This window comes from Bacillus sp. MT94, from assembly GCF_058792475.1.
In genome coordinates, this window is record NZ_JBXAEZ010000003.1 from 421,797 (window position 1) to 441,120 (window position 19,324).

25 protein-coding genes are annotated in these 19,324 nt (G+C 32.6%); 6 read left to right on the forward strand and 19 right to left on the reverse strand.

The features are described from left to right. The 3 genes from sigB to AC1Q51_RS13885 are packed head-to-tail and all read right to left on the reverse strand — an operon-like array spanning nt 1 to nt 1,567. Entirely contained in the window at nt 1-777 is a 777-nt protein-coding gene (gene sigB / locus AC1Q51_RS13875) for an RNA polymerase sigma factor SigB (protein WP_002153364.1), read from the reverse strand. Then, nucleotides 740-1,222 carry an anti-sigma B factor RsbW gene (gene rsbW, locus AC1Q51_RS13880; RefSeq protein WP_000970583.1) on the reverse strand — a complete coding sequence of 161 codons (483 nt, stop codon included), beginning with the start codon at nt 1,220-1,222 and terminating at the stop codon, nt 740-742. Before rsbW ends, sigB begins: the two co-directional genes overlap by 38 nt. A gap of 6 nt (nt 1,223-1,228) precedes the next feature. Next, nucleotides 1,229-1,567: an STAS domain-containing protein gene (locus tag AC1Q51_RS13885; protein WP_142327640.1), complete on the reverse strand. Its 339-nt coding sequence runs from the start codon at nt 1,565-1,567 to the stop codon at nt 1,229-1,231. Between the two features lie 196 nt (nt 1,568-1,763). Between AC1Q51_RS13885 and AC1Q51_RS13890 the strand changes: the two genes are divergently transcribed. Next, complete coding sequence (locus AC1Q51_RS13890) at nt 1,764-1,964, forward strand: hypothetical protein (protein WP_000391014.1); 201 nt, start codon at nt 1,764-1,766, stop codon at nt 1,962-1,964. A gap of 179 nt (nt 1,965-2,143) precedes the next feature. On the opposite strand, the gene AC1Q51_RS13895 is transcribed toward AC1Q51_RS13890, so the two are convergent. The 3 genes from AC1Q51_RS13895 to AC1Q51_RS13905 form a co-directional block, all read right to left on the reverse strand. Then, complete coding sequence (locus AC1Q51_RS13895) at nt 2,144-2,395, reverse strand: GlsB/YeaQ/YmgE family stress response membrane protein (RefSeq protein WP_000522903.1); 252 nt, start codon at nt 2,393-2,395, stop codon at nt 2,144-2,146. 75 nt (nt 2,396-2,470) lie between these two features. After that, nucleotides 2,471-2,671 carry a CsbD family protein gene (locus AC1Q51_RS13900; protein ID WP_053565102.1) on the reverse strand — a complete coding sequence of 67 codons (201 nt, stop codon included), beginning with the start codon at nt 2,669-2,671 and terminating at the stop codon, nt 2,471-2,473. 50 nt (nt 2,672-2,721) lie between these two features. After that, nucleotides 2,722-3,111 carry a YflT domain-containing protein gene (locus AC1Q51_RS13905; RefSeq protein ID WP_053565103.1) on the reverse strand — a complete coding sequence of 130 codons (390 nt, stop codon included), beginning with the start codon at nt 3,109-3,111 and terminating at the stop codon, nt 2,722-2,724. A 213-nt stretch (nt 3,112-3,324) separates the two neighbouring features. Between AC1Q51_RS13905 and AC1Q51_RS13910 the strand changes: the two genes are divergently transcribed. Next, nucleotides 3,325-3,780, forward strand: a complete 456-nt coding sequence (locus tag AC1Q51_RS13910) for a hypothetical protein (RefSeq protein WP_090975708.1) — start codon at nt 3,325-3,327, stop codon at nt 3,778-3,780. A gap of 81 nt (nt 3,781-3,861) precedes the next feature. On the opposite strand, the gene AC1Q51_RS13915 is transcribed toward AC1Q51_RS13910, so the two are convergent. Further along, a complete protein-coding gene (locus AC1Q51_RS13915) occupies nt 3,862-4,275 on the reverse strand; it encodes a hypothetical protein (RefSeq protein WP_000120208.1) in 414 nt (137 codons plus the stop codon). A 356-nt stretch (nt 4,276-4,631) separates the two neighbouring features. Here AC1Q51_RS13915 and AC1Q51_RS13920 point away from each other — a divergent pair, with 356 nt between their 5' ends. Then, nucleotides 4,632-4,739, forward strand: a complete 108-nt coding sequence (locus AC1Q51_RS13920) for a YjcZ family sporulation protein (RefSeq protein WP_000505670.1) — start codon at nt 4,632-4,634, stop codon at nt 4,737-4,739. Nucleotides 4,740-5,038: 299 nt separating this feature from the next. Next, entirely contained in the window at nt 5,039-5,278 is a 240-nt protein-coding gene (locus tag AC1Q51_RS13925; RefSeq protein WP_000700210.1) for a DUF2798 domain-containing protein, read from the forward strand. A gap of 763 nt (nt 5,279-6,041) precedes the next feature. Here the strand turns inward: AC1Q51_RS13925 and AC1Q51_RS13930 are convergent. From AC1Q51_RS13930 to AC1Q51_RS13965, 8 genes are all read right to left on the reverse strand, one after another. Beyond that, nucleotides 6,042-6,206: a hypothetical protein gene (locus AC1Q51_RS13930; protein ID WP_000746319.1), complete on the reverse strand. Its 165-nt coding sequence runs from the start codon at nt 6,204-6,206 to the stop codon at nt 6,042-6,044. Between the two features lie 735 nt (nt 6,207-6,941). Then, nucleotides 6,942-7,553: a DUF2812 domain-containing protein gene (locus AC1Q51_RS13935; RefSeq protein WP_003269697.1), complete on the reverse strand. Its 612-nt coding sequence runs from the start codon at nt 7,551-7,553 to the stop codon at nt 6,942-6,944. 13 nt (nt 7,554-7,566) lie between these two features. Next, the gene (locus tag AC1Q51_RS13940; RefSeq protein ID WP_001078063.1) at nt 7,567-7,881 is read right to left on the reverse strand and encodes a PadR family transcriptional regulator; all 315 of its coding nucleotides are present in this window, start codon (nt 7,879-7,881) and stop codon (nt 7,567-7,569) included. A gap of 154 nt (nt 7,882-8,035) precedes the next feature. Next, on the reverse strand, nt 8,036-8,680 hold the full coding sequence (locus tag AC1Q51_RS13945) for a hypothetical protein (RefSeq protein WP_492331559.1): 645 nt from the start codon (nt 8,678-8,680) through the stop codon (nt 8,036-8,038). Nucleotides 8,681-8,807: 127 nt separating this feature from the next. After that, complete coding sequence (locus tag AC1Q51_RS13950; protein ID WP_016513686.1) at nt 8,808-10,541, reverse strand: S-layer homology domain-containing protein; 1,734 nt, start codon at nt 10,539-10,541, stop codon at nt 8,808-8,810. A 303-nt stretch (nt 10,542-10,844) separates the two neighbouring features. After that, nucleotides 10,845-10,982: a Phr family secreted Rap phosphatase inhibitor gene (locus AC1Q51_RS13955; protein ID WP_000821342.1), complete on the reverse strand. Its 138-nt coding sequence runs from the start codon at nt 10,980-10,982 to the stop codon at nt 10,845-10,847. Continuing rightward, nucleotides 10,979-12,088 carry a response regulator aspartate phosphatase gene (locus AC1Q51_RS13960; RefSeq protein ID WP_016082632.1) on the reverse strand — a complete coding sequence of 370 codons (1,110 nt, stop codon included), beginning with the start codon at nt 12,086-12,088 and terminating at the stop codon, nt 10,979-10,981. Before AC1Q51_RS13960 ends, AC1Q51_RS13955 begins: the two co-directional genes overlap by 4 nt. Before the next feature lie 1,166 nt (nt 12,089-13,254). Next, entirely contained in the window at nt 13,255-13,536 is a 282-nt protein-coding gene (locus tag AC1Q51_RS13965) for an LCI fold-containing protein (protein WP_000473837.1), read from the reverse strand. Nucleotides 13,537-13,904: 368 nt separating this feature from the next. On the opposite strand from AC1Q51_RS13965, the gene AC1Q51_RS13970 reads away from it, so the two are divergent. Further along, on the forward strand, nt 13,905-14,798 hold the full coding sequence (locus AC1Q51_RS13970) for a helix-turn-helix domain-containing protein (protein WP_098251251.1): 894 nt from the start codon (nt 13,905-13,907) through the stop codon (nt 14,796-14,798). Between the two features lie 427 nt (nt 14,799-15,225). Here AC1Q51_RS13970 and AC1Q51_RS13975 read toward each other — a convergent pair whose 3' ends face one another. Together AC1Q51_RS13975 and AC1Q51_RS13980 are read right to left on the reverse strand one after the other, a co-directional pair. Further along, nucleotides 15,226-15,345, reverse strand: a complete 120-nt coding sequence (locus AC1Q51_RS13975) for a DAK2 domain-containing protein (protein WP_071713771.1) — start codon at nt 15,343-15,345, stop codon at nt 15,226-15,228. Between the two features lie 75 nt (nt 15,346-15,420). Further along, nucleotides 15,421-15,810 (reverse strand): hypothetical protein, encoded by a 390-nt coding sequence (locus AC1Q51_RS13980; RefSeq protein WP_000940659.1) that lies wholly within the window; start codon nt 15,808-15,810, stop codon nt 15,421-15,423. 292 nt (nt 15,811-16,102) lie between these two features. Between AC1Q51_RS13980 and AC1Q51_RS13985 the strand changes: the two genes are divergently transcribed. After that, a complete protein-coding gene (locus tag AC1Q51_RS13985; RefSeq protein WP_090975700.1) occupies nt 16,103-16,654 on the forward strand; it encodes a DUF4352 domain-containing protein in 552 nt (183 codons plus the stop codon). A gap of 192 nt (nt 16,655-16,846) precedes the next feature. Here the strand turns inward: AC1Q51_RS13985 and AC1Q51_RS13990 are convergent, their stop codons facing one another. Both AC1Q51_RS13990 and dhaK read right to left on the reverse strand, forming a co-directional pair. Then, complete coding sequence (locus AC1Q51_RS13990; protein WP_000946191.1) at nt 16,847-17,197, reverse strand: SH3 domain-containing protein; 351 nt, start codon at nt 17,195-17,197, stop codon at nt 16,847-16,849. Between the two features lie 229 nt (nt 17,198-17,426). Next, a complete protein-coding gene (dhaK, locus tag AC1Q51_RS13995; RefSeq protein ID WP_098508251.1) occupies nt 17,427-19,178 on the reverse strand; it encodes a dihydroxyacetone kinase subunit DhaK in 1,752 nt (583 codons plus the stop codon). Between the last annotated feature and the right edge of the window lie 146 nt (nt 19,179-19,324).

A 19,324-nucleotide genomic window follows, 5' to 3' on the forward strand; every position in this document is an offset into this window, starting at 1 on the left:
TTATGTATCTAAAAATGCGGCTTGCTTCAATTTACTTATCGCTTGTCTTTTAATACGAGAAACGTGCATTTGTGAAATACCTAACCGTTCCCCTGTATCTTTTTGATTTAAATTTTCTCCAAATATATAATGAATAACACTCTTTTCTGTGTCATTTAATACGTTGAAAATATCCTTTAAAACGAGACGCCTTTCTGTCTCTTCATATCCTTGCTCTACTTCACCTACAGATTCAATTCTCGCTACCGAACTACCATCAGATGCATTTTCAACTACATCATCTAAGGAAGATACTCGATAATTATTTTTAGCATCCATAATCTCTAGAACTTCCTCTTCCGATAGTCCTAAATGATTTGCGATTTCTATAATCTTCGGCGAACGTTGCAGGTGATCTGTTAACTCCTCTATCGCAAGTTTAATTTTCCCGCCCAAATCTTTAATTCGTCTTGGAACGTGAATGCCCCAAGTTTTATCGCGTAAATACTTCTTTATTTCCCCTACTATCGTAGGTATTGCAAAAGGCTCAAAAGCATTTCCTATCGAATAATCATACCTTCTTATTGCACCTAAGAGCCCTAACATACCTACTTGTATAATATCCTCATGCATCGGCCCGCCTTTTGAATAACGATATGCAATGGAATATACGAGATTTTTATAATGATCAACTAACCTTTCCTGCGCTTCATTACATTGGTTTTGTTGGAATTCTGCAATTAGCTTAATAACGTCTTCTTTAGTAAGAGTTGTAGGTTGAGATTGGATTTCCATCATTCTCCACCTGCTCTCTTTGTATATATTTTGTCATTAAAACTGTCATTCCCTCATCATGCATAATTTGTATATCATCCATTAACGTATTGATTAAATATAAACCTAAACCATTTTCCGGCAAATGTTCTACTGGTTTACTAATATCATACGGACCAACTTTCCTTTTTAAGCTATTAAAATCAAAGCTAACCCCATTATCCGCAACCATAATTTCTAATCGATCTTCATATAAGCCAAAGACAATTGTAATTTCTCCAACGTCTTCTTTGTATGCATGTTGTACAATGTTTGTACATGCTTCACTAATAGCAATTTTCATATCTTCTATATCGTCATAAGCAAAGCCCATTCGATTCGCAACACCAGCCATTGTTAAACGAATAATAGCCACATATTCTGCCTTTGCAGGAATTTTCATTTCTATCTTTTCAAATCTCTCCATCATCCCTAGTCACCTTCTTTCTACTTTTTCAAAATCGGAATTCAAATTTAATATTTCTGTTAACCCTGTAATATCGAATAATCTTTTTAATCTTTTAGATACACCGATAAACTCTAGTTTTCCATCATTTTTCTTAACTGCTTTTAATAGCGCTATAAAAACACCTAAACCAGTACTATCCATATAATCTACGTTATGAAAATCTACTACAATATGAACCTCTTTTTCGCTTGTAATAGGCATTACCTTATTTTTTAAATCTGCTGCCGTATACGCATCAATCTCACCATTAAGTTGTACCGTATAACCTACATCATTTTGCAAAATATTTATTTCCAAATTCATCATTTCCGCCCCCTTATCTCAAACTTTTACTATTTAATTACCCATAAAAATTAGGTTTAAACATATTTTTTTATTTTCATTATAAATAAATTTTCTACACCTTTCTCGGCTTAACACTTAAAAAATACTACCGAATGTTTAAACCTTATAAATTTGTGTATGTATAATGTATAAACATTATTTTTAGGGGGATCTATCTATGGAAGAGCACAACTTTAAAAAGGGAGATTTTGTTCAATTTTCTTATCGACACGATCATGCTACAACGTTAGTTGGTTCCATTATTAACATACTAACAAATACAATTGTAGTTGATATAGGTAATAGCGAGGACTTATCTCATATAGAACCGAGGCAAGTCGTAAAAATAAATAATTGTGAAAAAGTAACGATGGTTTAATACATAATAGAAAGTGTAATTTTAATGAGTGGGGGTTCTTCATCCTCCACTCTTTCCTATGCAGATTACATAAAAAAACATCCAATTATTTTAATCGGATGCTTTTTTATGTATATTTATCAGTTCATTAACTTTATAGCTATATATAATAAACTTAAGATTACTATTTATTATCATACTTACGCTTTCCGCAGCATTCTAGAGAAGAATGTAACGATTAAAATAAAGACGATTGCACCTAATAACGCTGGAAGAACGAAAATGCCTCCCCATTCAGGACCCCAATGACCAAATAACGCACTACCTACCCAAGATCCAATTAAACCAGCAATTACATTACCAACTATACCTAAAGGAAAGTCTTTTCCCGTAATCATTCCAGCTAACGCACCAATAAGTCCACCTACAATACACGTAATAATAAGTCCCACAATTAAACCTCCTATATTGTTTTTATATTTGATTTATCAAGCTTTGGTATGTAACCAAAGCTTGATAAACATGTATCATTCTTTATTATCCAATCCATCACTTATCTTTTGTTTCACTTTTCCGACTTTTTCTTTTATAGTTCCCTTCGTCTTCTCCCACTTCCCTTCATTTTTCAACTCTCTATCTTCTGTAACTTCACCAATTCCTTCTTTTAATTGCCCTTTTTTCTTTTCAACTTTACCAGTAATTTGTTCTTTCAGCCCGCTCTCACTCATATTTCCCATCTCCTTTTCGTAATAGATTTATAGATGTAAAGGGTACAAAATTAAATAGAATACATGCATCTTCTTTCTTGTAACCATTCACCGACTCTTTCTAAATCCTTAACGAATAACAAGATTTTTCCTTCATCCAGCTTTTCTTCATAAAAGTTCGCTTCTTCCTCATTAAGCCCTAACTCTTGCATTTTATTTCTTAACTGATCTCCTGTTTTTTGAAAGACGTTAATAATGCTTGTCCCAAGTCCTTCCTCTTTTATTCCAATCGTGTTCACGTCTGCATTATCTGCGATTCTATCTGTCCTCTCTTTCTCATGTGTTAACACGTAAATATCTTTTTGTTCTATTCCTTTCTTCACTAGATCATTTGCCGCATTCATGACCTCTTTCTCCGTAATAAATTCATATACAAAAGGTTTACTATACTTCGTTTCCATCTTTAACTTCCTCCTTTAAAATGAATTATTTGTTATATTATATGTAGTACACCTATTTTCGAAATGTTAAACATAAAATATGAAAAAAATTATGTGAATTTTAATTTTAATAGAAAATGAACAACATCATTTACCACTTTAAAACATCTTCTCCTTACAATAACCACCTAAATTAACAGAAAATTTTTATAATTTAATTTGAGGAGGGATACTATGAAAAAAATCATATCTATATGCGCTCTAACCGCTCTATCTTTCACTTTAATAGATTGTACAAACACCTCGGCTACAGATAAAGCTTCACAAGTTAAGCAAGAACACACACAACATACCTTTCAATTAAACTCCGCAAACATTTCAGACATTGAAATACTAAAAACAACAAATCATACTACTTCCAAATCTCAAACAGATAACGAAGAAATGATAAAATCTATCGTTTCAGCAGTTCAAAATGGGACACCTAAAACAATCACTTTAGATCAAAAAAAGAGAGAATCTGCACATTCTACTATTACCGTTACATATAAAGATGAATCAAAAGAAGAATTTCTTGTGTGGGTTGATAATAAGGAACAAATTACAATTGCTAAAAATGAGAAGAAAGATAAGGTAGAAGGTGTGATAGTGAATATTAAAGATGCTAAAATGATGAAGGATTTCTTTTAAAATTCTAGTTAACGTTAAAAAAAGAGTAGGATTATCCTACTCTTTTTTTAATCATGCTCAATAAATAGATTTTTATAAAAGCTATTTAAGGTCTAATTTTGCTAAATCATGTTGTAAAACATTATTTCCTTCTTGTGGGTTAAATACGATTGCACTAAGACCAAAAACATTCGTAACAACATCTCTATCTTTCGGACGAATGATTCTTACTTCATAAGCAAAAAGTGCTGGAGGAAGAGCTGCTGAACGAAAAGTAACATATCGATTAGGTGGCAATGTTTGCGTTGAAGGGTCTATTAATGGTAACAATACCGGAGAACCAGATGACCAATCAAACATTTCAACAGTTACTCTACGAGTATCGTCAGGATCAACATTCATAGCATCCACAGTAAGAAATAACGTAGCGGAATGTCTACGTAATATACCCGTTGATAAAGTTTCATTATGATGTTCACAGCATTTTTTTGGAGGGTGACCATAGCCATAACTCATACCAATCCCCCCCTTTCATTTACAATTAAGGACAAGTATTCCTTATAATATATAATGCTAGTATTCTTTTATTGAAAGGTATAAAAGCGGATTTCTATCTATATTTTTGGATATTTTATTTTTCATTTATTCGCTTTTAAAGAATGATATAGACTCTCCTATTTTGCCTTTGAATTCCTTCTAAGAATATATTCTGCCCTCATCAATCGAGGTCTTACTCCCCGACAAATAGCGGGATAAATCTATTTTGAAAAGGACCTGCTCCATTCATTCGTAAAAGCATACAGTAAATGGAATCCGTTAAAACACATGAGTGACCCCTTGGTTTTCCCTTCCTATTAAAAGGAGGAACTGTTATGGGCTTTGGTGGTAGTTGTGGTGGCTGTGGCTTCGCTGGAGGATTTGCTTTATTAGTTGTATTGTTCATTTTATTAATCATCGTTGGAGCTGCTTGCTTCTGCTAAAAAACTATCGGAAAAGACACTTTTATATGAGTGTCTTTTCTTCATAAAAAATACGCAATGTGCAGTTTAAGTGTAAGATGTAGTATTACATCCCCCTCCATAATGAACTTCGATACTATAAATTTCGTTTAGGTGCAATCTTAAAATTTTAGTTTAATAGCAATATGGTGAAACTCTATTCCATATAATATTGCTATTGCAGAAAAGTAAAACAAACTGGACAACCTAGATTTCAAACTGTAAGATTAGATGTTGGTGAAATTGGGCAGCAAAGCATATATAGAAAATAGGTGTTAATTTTGAAAATCAATAAAAAATTCGAACCAATAATTTTTAATATCTTTATGATTTTAGGTATATCTAGTATTATCTCTTTCGTCATGGTTTCAATGAATGTTGGATATACAGCTTTATTTCTCAAATCATGGATGAAAACATGGGGAATTGCTTTCGTACTTGCATTTTTAGCTTCTAAATTATTACCCTTTGTAGTTAAAAAGATAATGAAAATCTTCACTTTTGTTGAGAATGATGCTTAAGAATAAAGTGATGTACTACTCCGGTTCATTCCAATTAAAAGAGTTTATTATCACAAATACTTAACCTAGTAAAATGTTTTAAATCGAAGGAAGGCATCTTACAGGTTGTCTTTTCTTTATAAGTAAAAAAAGCCCACCTATTTCCGTAGGCGGGCTTTATCTTTATTACACAATACGAAAGTATACTCTCTTTTTCTCTGAAATTTTATGTAATTTTACATATTCATGAACATACATGTCTTGATGGACTTTATCTATATACTCATGGCAGTAATCCATTGAAAATGTATCTTCTTGAAAGCAAAACTCTCTTTTAGAAAAAAAAGACACCCCAAAGTTCATTCCTCCGACTTGAACCTCTTTAATTTTAATAATATGTATTGGACTCTTATCTAAAAAATAATCTAATGTATTCCAATAAGAGAAAGATAATGATAAAATAAAAGTGCAACAAGATGTTGCTTAGTTTTTAAATTTTATGGGAATAACACAAAAGCTAGGTTTGGTCGCCAAGTTTTTTCATTCCTATCGGTCATGAAATACCCCGGTTGGTCGCTGGGGTATTTCTTTTTTTATTAACGTATATATAGGTCTATTATGGACAAAATAAAATATAATCTTAGTAGAAGATAGAACACTGACATCTTTGCCGCTTCTAAATCACTTTGGTCTTGTGCGAAGAAAGTATGGTCAGTACTTTCAGCTCAGTGTTCGATCTACTTTAGTTTTTGAGTTGAGTGTTGCTAATCATAGCAGCACTTTTTTACATTCCAATTTGTTCTTTGATGAATTGAATTATATGTTTTACAAACTGGCTTTGCGTGAAGAAGTAATGAATATTTCTCAGTACTGTCGTCCACGATGCTAGATTACTTACGAAAGACTGGGATTCTGTCTTTTTGGTCGCCTTTTTTTTACGTTTTTTCATTCCTGTCCCTCCCTTCATAAGGGAAGGGCAAAGATGGCACATTTTATATTTTAAAGAGTTATATAGAAGAGGACAAGCTATTCATTAGCAAAATAAAGAAAAGACACCCTAAGGTGCCTTCCTCCGACTTGAACCACTTTAATTTTAATAATATGTATTAGACTCCTATCCAACTATTATTTTACTATGTTAAGTTATTTTTATTTATTGAGAAATACAATAATTTATTTATGTTGGTCGTCTGTATGGTCCATGCAGCGATTAACAAGAGGACAATAGCAGTGATGACACCTAAAAGTCATTGCTTGAGCCGATGGCTAGAAACATAAGCATTACTGTGTATTTATGAAATCTCATTATAAGCAACCTCCTAGTGGAACTACACATTGGTAGAAAAATATATATACTTCTACTTGATAAGTTCTTATTTTAATCATATATAAAAGGAAATGAAACCGGCTATAACAATCAATGGAAGGATTACTGCGAGTTTATTTTTTAGAGGGACACGCTTGTCTGGGACGCCGGGGATGGATAACAAAAGCTAGTAAAACAATTACTCCAATAATACCTAAAAGTGTATGAATGATGATCATCCTCCTAAGTAATATTATTATTAAAATTATATCACATTCAAATGTTTATAAAGTAAATATTTTACAATATAACCCAGATGTTGCATTTTTAAATTCAAAAAAGCCCCTCAAAGCATCAGCTTTAAGAGACCCCATCCTATCATCTTCTCTCTTCATACAATCGATTTGCTTTATACGAGCAAACGAAAAACATACATGTCGCAACGGGGATAAATGTCAAAAAAAGTCCTCTCATTAATGCAAATGGCGTTTCAAATAACAATGACCATAGAAATGATACACCTTGCTTATCCCATAATCCTGGCGTCAAGTATAGTTCTTTCGGATTTACAAAGGCTCCTAAATTCATTGTATTACTATACATAAATAAAAATAATATCGGCAAATAACAGATCGCTAATTCTAAAAATGTTTTAGATAGACGCTTATACTTCCCTGCCCGTGACATTGGATCTGAAAAAATGTCATCTTCACTTTCTTCATCTACCTTTTTAAAATATTGCGTACCTGACCACCGATTACCAGCTATATGCTCCCAGCCACTATCTTCAAATAATGTGCAGTAATTAATAAAATCACTTTTTCTACTAAATACTCTATGGTCTATTTTAATCGTCGCATCTTCTGGTTCTGTATATCTAAATGTATAACCAAATGTATTGCTTTCTAGTTGATAGCCTTTCCAAGCCATCTCTTCTAACCATTTTTCCTCTTTCTCAAAATCTAAAAAGAATTTCAATCTCCACATCATCGTTTCCCCCTAACTATACGTGTAATAAACTTTTTGTAACCGCAATAATGTGCTGCATTCTCATAAAGTCTAAGTGTAATACCTCTTTCCCTCGTTCCGTAATGACATACACTTTTCTTCGTTTATCTTCACTTTTTACTGATTCTATTAATCCTTGTTTTAATAAATTTTCAACCGCGCCATACAGTGTACCCGCTGCGATTTTCACTTGATGATTACTCAGTTCCTCCACCTTTTGCATAATTAAATATCCATGAGCTGGCTCTAACAAAGCTAAAAGAACGTAATACGTTGTTTCCGTTAATGGTAAATTTTTATCTCTATTCATAAAGACCTCCAATGTAACCATAAGTATATAGCTAAACTGTATAGTTCAACTGAATAGTTTCATTTTATACAGTCAGACTGTATATGTCAAATGTAGGAATAACTTTATAACCCAAAACAAAAACGCTACCTTTTTAAAAGATAGCGTTTTTGTTTTATCCTTGCTTATTCTTCGCCTTCATTTGCTCTTCATAAACAAACTTCGCGGTCATAAAGTCGTTAGAAAAATCTTTCAATGCATTCTTCATTACATTTAATTCTTCTTGTGATTTAATTTCAATACTGTTTAAGAAATCAAATGCTTTTGATTGTTCCTCCGCAACAAAATTTTGTGTCATATAGTCATCTTGGAAGTCTTGCTTCGCCTTTTCTTTTACTTTATTCATTGCATCTGTTTTGTTTATGCTTTTCATAGGGTTTTCGAATGCTCCAGTAGGTTGTTCCGGTTTTGGCTCTTCTTTCTTTTCCGGCTGCTGCGCTGGTGCTGGTTGTTGTGGTTCTTGCTTTGGTTGTTCTTGTTGAACCGGCTGCTGCGCTACTTGTTGCTCTTTTTTCGCTAACTCATCTTTTAACTTCTTCACTTGCTCATCAAGAGATTTTTTTTCAGTTTCTAACACACTCATATCACTTTTCAACTTTTGCGTCTCTTCAAAATGTTCATCTACTAATTTATTATATTCTTTCTCAGAGTACATTTTTTCACTGGTTGATGTCGTTTTCTCTTTCGTAACAACTACATTAATAATTATAAATAAGGCTACAATTCCTATTAACGCAACGAAAATCTTCTTTTTATTCATGATTAATCCTCCAAAATGTAAAATTTCAAAAATTATCATAACAGACCAATTCGTTTTCACCTGTCATATTTTGTCGAATCAATATAATAAAAAAAAAGCATCTGAAACAGATGCTTTTTTCTCATTCTTAATACGTAAACGTAATCGTCACTAAAGAATACCCTTCTTTCGCATTGTAAGGCTCCGCTTTATAAGAAACTCGATTTGCCCCTTGCGGATAATCGATTTCGCCAATTGCCTTTTTCACATCTTGCAGTGCACCATTCATTGATTGCTTGTACAGCACTTCAATTTTCTCTGGTTTTGCACTATAACGCTGCTGCATTTTATTTTTTAATTCAGTATAGTTGTTTACGATATATTCATTTCCTAAATAGTTTAACTTTGTATCTTTTAATATTTGCTGATATGCAGGCGTTTTCGTACTACCTGCCGCAATTTTGTTTGTCAGTGTACTATAATAATTTGTTGTAGCTTGCGGATAGTCTCCGCGGTTCCACTCATGATTTCTTGCGATTTGTTCATCTGATAAATTGAAATACGAATACGTTACGCGGCCCTGTTCATCTGGAACCGGATCATCGAATGTTGTATCCAGGTGATACCATTTGTTTTCGATTTTCACTAAATTCCAAGCATGAGGTTGTCCGTCCCCAGTTCCTGTCACGAAATGATTTTCAATTCCTGCTTCTTTTAATAGTTGATAAGTTAATAGTGCGTAACCTTGGCAAACCGCAGAACGATTTACTAGTGCTTCATATGCTGTGTAAGCTTTATAAGACGTATCATAAGAAACATGTTTTACTACGTAATCATGAATCGCCTTCACTTTTTCGTGATCATCCATTCCAACTTGAGTAATAGAAGAAACGATTGCTTTCGCTTGTTTCATGACATATTCCGTCTGTTCTTTCGTTTCACGATATGTAATCTTAAGTGTAAATGTATAATTTCCAGGTGATCCAGAAAGTCCATATGAAACATTCGATCTATTATTATTTGTATACTCATTTTTACTTGCAACTTCTTTATATGCGTTAAAAAGTGTATTCATCACTTCGTTTGTATTATTGTTTTTCGTTTTATATGGAAGTGTAATATTTGTCTCGTATGTATTAATACGCTTTTGTACTTCCTCTTTAAAAGCTGTTAATAATGCCGCATCTCCTGTGTCTTTCACATCAGCATTTTTATACTTCAAAGTTTTATATAAAAACTGCGCATACTGTTCACGTGTTACTGTGCCATACGGTTCAAAATTCCCGTTCCCTGTGCCATCTGCGATTCCATTTGACTGCACTGCACTAATTGCGTTTTCTGCCCAAAATGGATTTGGAACATCCTTAAAGGTATGTTTTTGTTTTGCCGCAAGATGGAAAGCATTTGTAAGAATTTGTGCCATTTCCGCACGACTCACAGAAGCTTTCGGTCTAAATTGGCCATTTTCATCACCTTTAAAAACTCCTAAATTCGTTAAAGTTAATACCTCTTCTGGAAACATTGTAGAACTTTGATTAATATCACCGTAAGGATTTTTAAACGTAGACCCATCCTTTAATACGTAACGAGTTCCATCATTACTAAACGAACCGCCTTGTTTATTCGGTACTAACACTCGATAAATTAAAGCCGCAACTTGCTCCCTTGTCGCAACATCTCCAAAACCAAATATCCCATTTCCATAACCGGAAATAATATTTTTACTCGCTAAATCTTTAATCGCAGGATATGACCAATGTGATGTCGGCACATCAGAAAAAACACCCACTTCAGCAGCTTTTACATCGCTACCATTTGTATATAACAACGCACCACCAATAAGTGATAATGATGTAATTGATTTTAATAGTTTTGTATACATAATGTCTTCTCCCAATACATTCTCTATTTTTGTTGGTTTATGTCGAAAAATCTAAAAATATGACAAAATATATTATACAATTAAAAGTTTTTGATGGATATATTGAATTTTAAAATATGCAAAAATTCATATTGTTATAAGGATTAATAGTAATATTATGTTATTTTACTTGCGAATATACAAATAAAAAAACGCTCATTTGAGCGTTTCATCTATATACCTAATAATTACTTTTTCTTCACTTAGAACTCTTCTTCGGTAATAATCCTTTGATATAACAACTCTTTATACTTCAATATTTCTTCAACCCCACGGCTCTCCATGCGTATATTGTATAACACTTGTTGTATTGACCTCTGATTGGTCCGTTGAAACATTTACTCCATTTAATAGTATGACCGTAATTATTAATCCAATTGAACTGCTGATGATCCTTTTCATTTTAAAGCCCCTTTCTGAAAACCTTTTTCTTTTTCTTTATATCCTAAATAGAAGTATTCACTAGATTTTATTGAATTTCCTTCTTCATGATATTTAACCGCTAATTTTTCAGCATATTCCTGGACATATTGCCATAAACCTACTTCATTAAAGAAAGAAATTCCTTTAGAAATGGCTAACTCTAATTCTTCAGCAGAAACATTCTCATTCATTTCTTTTAGAATTGTAAAATGATGTTCATATTCTTTTTGTTCCAGTTCATTACAAATTATTAATCCTTTTTCAATTAAGGACGCTGCAAGCTTTGTCTTTCCTAACTTTAAATTCTCTCTAGCTTCCAAAAAAATCGCTCTAAAGTGATTCGGAATTTTTTGTGATACTTCTGATAAGTAACGAAGTGCTAAATCAGATAGGTTTTGCTCTGCATACATAACCCCTAAACTATGTCGAACTCGTAACATTAGCTCCTCTTCATTCTGCTTTTTCAAAATATCCAGAGACGACATGAAATAAACTTCTGCTTGTTCAAATTCATTTAGCTTTACACATGCTAAACCCAGAACATTGTCACATGCTGCCACCTTCCTGCTATACCCGTACAGCCCTTCAAATGTATTCCTTGCTCTAGTTGCATATTGAATTACTAAAATAGGCTGGCAAACGTGATAATAATAGCTTGATAGCTTAAAGTTAAATTCTGCTTTTTCAATTGGATCCTGAATATTTCCCAACAAAGATTCTGCTATTCCATAATGCTTTTCAGCCACTTTAAAATCACCGTTTACTGTAGCATGAGAAGCCTTAAAGAAATGGTAATAATATAATAAAGATTCATCTGATGGAGCTTCATCTAACTTCATTTTTCTTAGATCATTCTTAGATATGTCAGATTGATGGGGATAAAACTCTGCACTTAACATTTTAAATCTAAAATCTACAAGTGAATAAAACTCTGTATTCTTTCGATCTTCTTCCATACTATTAACTTTTGTATCAATACTTTGTTTTAATTCCTTTGCCTTAGAGAAATTCTGTGAACGAATTTCTCTATACCACTCATGTAAAAGTAAATTGATTTCTTCCTTTTTTATTACATGTACACTCATATAATCCCTTCTCCTTTGTCTATAGATTACTAACATAATAACAAAAATCTTCCAGCAAAACTTTTAATTTTCTGAATATTGTTGTTTCAAAAAAATTTCTCAATACAATCCCACCATTTTATCCCTTTAAACTATAACTTGTTCTGTTCCTTATTCGTTTCTATATAAAAATAACACATCATTATTAATAGTGATGACACATGAAAGTCTATCCTTTCATAAGAAAGCCTCTTTTCTTTTGTACATTATATCCATTAGGACTCATTTATTTTTTACGAAACCCACCCTTTTGCTTCCGCCGGCGACGAGGAGTCGGGTTTTTGTTATCTTTTTCTAAAATTTGTTTCCTAAAAACATACGCAGAAATTTTACGTACAATGGTTTTCACAAATACTTTTAGAAGTTCAAACAAAACTCCATTAGAGATAGTTTTATAAAATTTTTCACCACTAGCCGTAAAAATATCTTATAATCTCTATATAACAAATTAATGTATTAGGGGTAGATAAAATGCCAGTTACACTCGAACTTATTCTTTTCATTCTTATAGCAATTAGTGCTGTTGGCTATTTAATAAAAGAATTTCAAAAAACTAGGAAACGAACACTTGGAATTTCACTAGAATTTTTAGTTCTTTTCTGGTCAATATGGAGAATATCAACTATTATAATCTAATTTATAAAACATAAATTCCTTCGAATGAAGTGAAACTCTAATCAGCGGGAGTTTTATGGGATAAATTTACCAGTATTTTTACCACAACATTCATGTTAAAATCCCTTGTGAGTACGACATAACTCGACCTTATGAAGCTCCGCAGCTTTTATCGCGGAGCTTTTTTTATTAAAATTAACGCTTTTGTTCACTTTTTTGATACATTTACGAAACATTCATATGTTACGTTATATAAGTCCTTTTTTAAATCTTATTCATTCTAGCAAAAAGTCCTAGTCCCCCTAGGGCTTTTTTGCATTCAAACAATGAGTTGTATTTTTTCTCAATAACCGAAACTACTTAACATGGTAAAATAATAATCGGACTGGCATTCAATACCATATTACAATGGATCAAATCGCAAAAAGGCAGCTTAGGGTGTCTTTTTTATAGAGAATCAGTTTAAAAACTAAAAATAAAAGAACCTCAATAAATGAGGTTCAAAAAATCTACTATTTTAAATTACCTTCGTAAAAAGCAACTCCATTTTGAACATGTTTTAAATACCACGTAATCGTCCCGCCACAAACATTTTCATTAAAACTATTAGCATATACTCCATTTGAGTAATAAAGAGTTCTTTTGAATTTACCATTAGAATACTCATAAGGAATTGAGCATGTTGCTTGCTTCGGAGAGCTCACAGCTTTTTGCGTATCAGCTGAAGCTGCCCCAATTCCTCCTGTTAATGCAATACCTGTTGCCAATAGCCCTACTACTAATTTCTTGAACATAATAAATCCCCCTTTAATAGTTTTTATAGCTTACAACTTAAATGTATCATTTTTGTAATTTATGTAAATATCTTGAACATGTAGAAATATTTATTTAATTATTGGTAATATTAGGAATTTATTTTATCAAATGTAAAATAGAGGGATTAGAGAAGCATGTGAAAATACAGATAGGTTTATATTAAATGAACGTGGTCCAAGTCGGCGGAAGGCACCTTTTGGTGTCTTGTTTGTACATAAAAAAATCTCACCATCTTATAGAAACGATAAGCCCTTTAAAACAATAATTGCAACTATATTAATTTTACATTACATTAAGGTTAGAGAATGTTCTTATATTAATAAAGTGCTAAATAGTAGGTGGAAAAATGGAATTTAACGATTTGGGTATTACCATTAAAGAACTTAGAATTAAAAAAAATATATCACAATCCGAATTATGTCATGGAATATGTTCACAAAGTCAAATTAGCAAGATTGAAAAAGGTATGATTTATCCATCTAGTATATTGTTATATCAATTATCAGAAAGACTTGGTATTGATCCGAATAACATATTTGCACTAACTCAAAACAAAAAATTAAAATATATAGAAAATGTAAAATTTGTAATAAAAGATTGCTTAAAACAAAAACAATATAAAGAACTTTATGAAATAGTGAAAAAAGAGAAAAACTTAAATAATTTTCAAACAAAAGAAGAGAAACAATTTCTAATATGGCATGAAGCAATTGCTATATTTATGGTGGATAAATCATTAAAAACTGCTTTAGATTTTTTAAATAATGCATTAAAACTGACTTTAACTAATTCTGATTTTTTATCAGAAAGAGAAATAGATATTATGCAAACAATGGCTATATTTTATGCGGAAAATAAAGAATATGAAAAAAGTATTAATATATTAAAAAGATGTTTAACTAATTTTAATAAGTTAGATTTTCCTAGAGATAAAGAAATTAAATTAAAAATCATGTTAAATTTAGCAAAATGTTTAGACTTCACATATCAACATGAAGAGGCAATAAAATACCTTGATAAGGGCATCAAATTAGCAATTAATCTAAATACTTTATACCTATTAGGTGAACTATTCTATTTAAAAGGTCAGTATTTATTAAAAATTAAACAACATAATGTAGAAGATGTTATTTATAACTGGAAAAAAGCATTGTTTATATTTGAACTAACAGAAAAAGAATATTATACAAAAACGCTACCAGATCAACTTACTGAAATACAAAATAAAAAAAACTCATAATTTCGTAAAAACTACTTACAAATCCCACAGAAAAAATCCTTATAGCTTTTAAACTTAGATCGATAATATTAAAATAATTTAAGTCGGCGGAAGGCACCTTTTGGTGTCTTTTCTTTATTTTTACAAGGAGCTGTTCAATTAATTCTTAAAAACATAATAGGAAACATTGTTTTATTTATCCCATTTTCATTCATGCTATATATAAAATTCGTTAATAAATCCACCTCAAACATACCTATATGCATAGGAGTATGTTTGAGGTGGAACTCCTTCAAATACTAGTTCCTTTTATAAGCCGTTTTTTTGATGTAGATGACATTATTCTCAATACAATAGAATGAATTATTGGAACATATTTAGCAATATATATCAAAAAACAATATTAAGAAACCCCCTCCACCTTAAGGTAGAAGGGATCTTTTAATTTCTATTTCAAACTACCTAAAATTTCCGTAAAGATAACCCCAAGCGTATGTGCACCTGCATCTGGATATCCTAAACTTCTTTCACCAACTACCGCTCCTCTGCCGAATGATCTTTCAACGATAGATTATATGCCTTGAAGTGCTACTTGCAACATTCAATTCAGATATACGACAGTAAAGAATACATCATCACGGTGTCAGCAAGCAAAAGTGTATTCTGCATTTCTGAAAACAGTAGATGGCAGATTATGACCTACTGAATCTGCTAAGAAAGAATATACAAGAACATCCTTAACATCCTCTTTATTTCCACTAATGATGACATCAAGAAAATCTTCTATTTGGAATTCTGGAGTAAATAACACAATCTTAGTTGTTCTGTTTGGTTCTAAAGAAACAAAAGTACGAGAGATTTCAACTAATTCATTTTGAGTTGGGAAAAAAGTGTTTCGACTTCTCTTAACAGTTACCGTCACATTACTAGTATGGCAACGCGAATCATTGTTTAGCATAATGTTGAGAGCAGTTGGAATAATCCCATTTTCAGAGACTGGAACTCGGAACACTCCAGTAGATTTATGGGCCATATAATCACATCCTTTCAAAATAAAATATATTTACAATATATTAGATGCAAAAAACGTTCATTTTGATATGGACAAATTACATGATTAATATATCTATAATAACCCTCGGTATTACTAAGCCAATGTTTTAAAAGATTAACAAATATCGCGAGAACCAATCGAATGTATATTAAAAGTAAAAAGAATAAGTTGTCTAAAAGACCCCCTATTTTGAGCCAATAATGAGACATTATGTTAATCTTATATGTATAGCTGCACAAAATTGAGAAACTTAAGGAGACAGATAAATTTTATGAGAAAATTATCTATATTACTTACTTTCATTCTAGTATTAGTCAGTGTTACGGCTGCTTGCACACAAGATAAAACAGATAGTGCCGTTGAAAATGGTCCAATAGAAGAACCAACCGCAAAAAATGAAAATGAAGAATTAATAAATTTTGAAGAAAAAGAAGAGATGAGCCGCTTGGAACAAGGTATTTTATTAGTTGGCGAGAGTGTTAAGGGAGGCTATTACTTGGCCGCTGTTCAAAGTGCATATTTAAATGCTAGCAACGATTCCGCCATTGTTAATGTCTCTGTAAAAAATGTACGAGGGCAAACGATTGGACTATCAGAATTAAAATATAACTTAAAAGATGAAAAAGACGGAAAGATCTATAAAGGAAAGGTACTTGATCAAAACCCTTCTGATATACAAGTTAAACCAAATGAAACGGTAGAATTGAAAATAGCTTTTGAAGTACCACGTACCGCAGATGAATATATGTTTTATATTGAAAGCTCTTTAGACCCTCTACAAACATACTGGAAAATTGATAAGCTGCAATCACAAACAAACTAAGTCTAAAATAAGCAAAAAGCAATGAAAAATTTGATATAGATACAAATGAATACTATATAAACGTAAGACCATCGATTTAATGAATCGTTGGTCTTTTTCAAAAAATGCCCCATTAAAAACTAAGAGATAAAAAAGAACTAATCTCTAGAAGAGATTAGCTCAATATATCCAAAGCTATTATGGTACATAGTTTTATGAGCAAACGTTATATAATGTTGTATGGGATACATAACCTGTCATCCCTTTATATGTAACTTTTAACCACTGTTTAGAATTACTGTAATGACCTTGAACATATTCACCAGTTACCCATGTTCCAGTAATTTTCGTACCATCATTAAATGTATGTAAGACAGGTGAATCGACAGTATAACCACTGCGCATCTTTGCACCATATACACCTACCGTACCTCCCTTTGCACAAGCTGCTACTACATTTTCATTTTCAGTAGCATTCGTAGCCGCGAAAGCAGAGCCGTTAAATGTAAATAAAGTAAATATAAAAGCTGTTAGTACTGTACAAATAGATAAACGACGTAACAAAATAAATTCCCCCTTTTTTTATAATTTACTTCTTCACAAATGATTATCTTAAATATTCTAACTATTTTCAATATATTAATGTTGAGAAATATTAGTTGTATTTTTGAAATAAGATTTTATCAAAAACAGTAACAAACTCATATTTTACTGAGAAAGAACCGAAAGAAGTCTTCTACATATCAACTATATAAAAATCCCTCCACCTTAAGGCAGAGGGACTTTCTAATTATTATTTCAAACTACCCGCAATCTCCGTAAAGATAACTCCAAGCGCATGTGCACCTGCATCAGGATATCCTAAACTTCTTTCGCCAACTGTACCAGCGCGGCCCATGCGAGCTACGATTTCTTTCGTGTACTCTGCGCCTTTAACGGCTGCTTCTGCACCTTTTTCAAAGGCAGTTTTCATGTCTTCTTCGTTTGAAGCGCTAGCTAACCAAGAGTCTACACATGGAGCAAGTGCGTCAACAAGTGTTTTATCACCAACTACCGCTCCTCTGCCGAATGATCTTTCACCGATAGATTGTATGCCTTGCAGTGCTGCTTGCAACATTTCAGCGAATTCTTTCACTGTTAACTCACGCTTCTCGCCTGCTGCTTTACTAGCTGCGCGGAATGCTCCGCCCCAAATTGGACCAGAAGCGCCGCCGCAATGTTCCATAATAATCATCGAACAACCGTCAAGGAATGATCCAATCGTTACATTTTCTTGTTCTACAATCGAATGCCACTCACGTTTTAATTGCTTAAATCCTTTTGCAACACTCATTCCGAAGTCGCCGTCACCTGCATGTGTATCTAACTCACAAAACGGTACTTCATTTTTAATAATAATATCGCTCATTTTATCAACGAGATAAATTATGTTGTTTAATGTGATGACATTATTTTTAATCACAGCGTGCTCTTCCGCTGTTTCTAGTTCAAAGGAAACTTCCTTCTCTTCTGTTTCTTCAAGTACATTCACGTACTCTACACTTTCAACTGGTCCATCTACTTTAAACGCTGGTGTATTACATTCTTTTGATAGTAATGTTTTTAGCTCGTCATCTAACTTCATTACCGTTAAAGACATACCAGCCATATCAATACTTGTCATATAGTTACCGACGAATACTCTATTAATTTTAATGTTTCTTGCAGCTAGTTCTCTCGTAACGGCGTTGTTAAATAAGTAAAGTTCTTGCAGTGGTGTTCCGCCAAAACCGTTAACTAGAAGTGCGATTTCCTCGCCATCTTTTACTCCTAAATCTTTCATTAAATCATTTGTCATACGGTTAGCTAATTCATCAGCCGACAGCATTTTTTCACGCTTAATTCCTGGTTCGCCGTGAATACCTACGCCGTATTCCATTTCATCTTCCGCAAGTGTGAAAGTAGGTGATCCGCTCGCTGGAACTGTACAAGACGTTAACGCTAAACCGATTGTGCGCACGTTAGCCGCTGCTTTTTCTGCTACAGCTTTCACCGCTCCTAAATCCATACCTGCTTCCGCTGCTGCGCCGGCAATTTTATGAACTAAAATAACTCCCGCAACGCCGCGGCGTCCTACTGTATATAGGCTATCTTCTACCGCAATATCATCGTCCACTTTTACGTAGTCGACTTCAATTCCATCTTCCGTCGCTAAATGCGCACCGTTTTTGAAATTCATAATATCGCCGCTATAATTTTTAATAATTAATAACGTACCTTTTTTACTAGCTGTTTCTTTAATTGCTTGATATACCTGAATTTGTGAAGGTGACGCAAACACATCTCCGCACACTGCCGCATCTAACATTCCTTTTCCGACTAATCCTGCATGTGCCGGCTCATGACCACTACCGCCGCCGCTAATTAACGTTACTTTATTTTCGTTCATTTCTTTCTTCTTAATTACTTTATGTTTTTTCAAAAGCTCAAGCTCTGGGTGAGCCATAACCATTCCGTTACACATTTCCATTACTAATGTTTCTGGTTTGTTTATAATCTTTTTCATTGTAGTTCTCCCTCAATTCCTTTAATATATTGTGATATATTTGAAATCTTCTTCTTACTACTCATGTTAAAATGAAAGCGTTTTATAGTAAACGGACAAAATGGACAATCTGTCTAAAGACACCGCTCTCATTTATAGATAGGATT

Coding starts and splice junctions, on each gene's coding strand:
- AC1Q51_RS13985 (WP_090975700.1), top strand. CDS start 16,103: ATGAGAAAATTATCTATATTACTTACTTTCATTCTAGTATTAGTCAGT.
- AC1Q51_RS13980 (WP_000940659.1), bottom strand. CDS start 15,810: ATGGCCCATAAATCTACTGGAGTGTTCCGAGTTCCAGTCTCTGAAAAT.
- AC1Q51_RS13935 (WP_003269697.1), bottom strand. CDS start 7,553: ATGATGTGGAGATTGAAATTCTTTTTAGATTTTGAGAAAGAGGAAAAA.
- AC1Q51_RS13965 (WP_000473837.1), bottom strand. CDS start 13,536: ATGTTCAAGAAATTAGTAGTAGGGCTATTGGCAACAGGTATTGCATTA.
- AC1Q51_RS13910 (WP_090975708.1), top strand. CDS start 3,325: ATGAAAAAAATCATATCTATATGCGCTCTAACCGCTCTATCTTTCACT.
- AC1Q51_RS13930 (WP_000746319.1), bottom strand. CDS start 6,206: ATGAAAAAACGTAAAAAAAAGGCGACCAAAAAGACAGAATCCCAGTCT.
- AC1Q51_RS13945 (WP_492331559.1), bottom strand. CDS start 8,680: ATGAATAAAAAGAAGATTTTCGTTGCGTTAATAGGAATTGTAGCCTTA.
- AC1Q51_RS13905 (WP_053565103.1), bottom strand. CDS start 3,111: ATGGAAACGAAGTATAGTAAACCTTTTGTATATGAATTTATTACGGAG.
- AC1Q51_RS13950 (WP_016513686.1), bottom strand. CDS start 10,541: ATGTATACAAAACTATTAAAATCAATTACATCATTATCACTTATTGGT.
- rsbW (WP_000970583.1), bottom strand. CDS start 1,222: ATGATGGAGAGATTTGAAAAGATAGAAATGAAAATTCCTGCAAAGGCA.
- AC1Q51_RS13890 (WP_000391014.1), top strand. CDS start 1,764: ATGGAAGAGCACAACTTTAAAAAGGGAGATTTTGTTCAATTTTCTTAT.
- AC1Q51_RS13900 (WP_053565102.1), bottom strand. CDS start 2,671: ATGAGTGAGAGCGGGCTGAAAGAACAAATTACTGGTAAAGTTGAAAAG.
- AC1Q51_RS13955 (WP_000821342.1), bottom strand. CDS start 10,982: ATGAAAAGGATCATCAGCAGTTCAATTGGATTAATAATTACGGTCATA.
- AC1Q51_RS13885 (WP_142327640.1), bottom strand. CDS start 1,567: ATGATGAATTTGGAAATAAATATTTTGCAAAATGATGTAGGTTATACG.
- AC1Q51_RS13915 (WP_000120208.1), bottom strand. CDS start 4,275: ATGAGTTATGGCTATGGTCACCCTCCAAAAAAATGCTGTGAACATCAT.
- AC1Q51_RS13960 (WP_016082632.1), bottom strand. CDS start 12,088: ATGAGTGTACATGTAATAAAAAAGGAAGAAATCAATTTACTTTTACAT.
- dhaK (WP_098508251.1), bottom strand. CDS start 19,178: ATGAAAAAGATTATAAACAAACCAGAAACATTAGTAATGGAAATGTGT.
- AC1Q51_RS13940 (WP_001078063.1), bottom strand. CDS start 7,881: ATGAATAGAGATAAAAATTTACCATTAACGGAAACAACGTATTACGTT.
- AC1Q51_RS13970 (WP_098251251.1), top strand. CDS start 13,905: ATGGAATTTAACGATTTGGGTATTACCATTAAAGAACTTAGAATTAAA.
- AC1Q51_RS13920 (WP_000505670.1), top strand. CDS start 4,632: ATGGGCTTTGGTGGTAGTTGTGGTGGCTGTGGCTTCGCTGGAGGATTT.
- sigB (WP_002153364.1), bottom strand. CDS start 777: ATGATGGAAATCCAATCTCAACCTACAACTCTTACTAAAGAAGACGTT.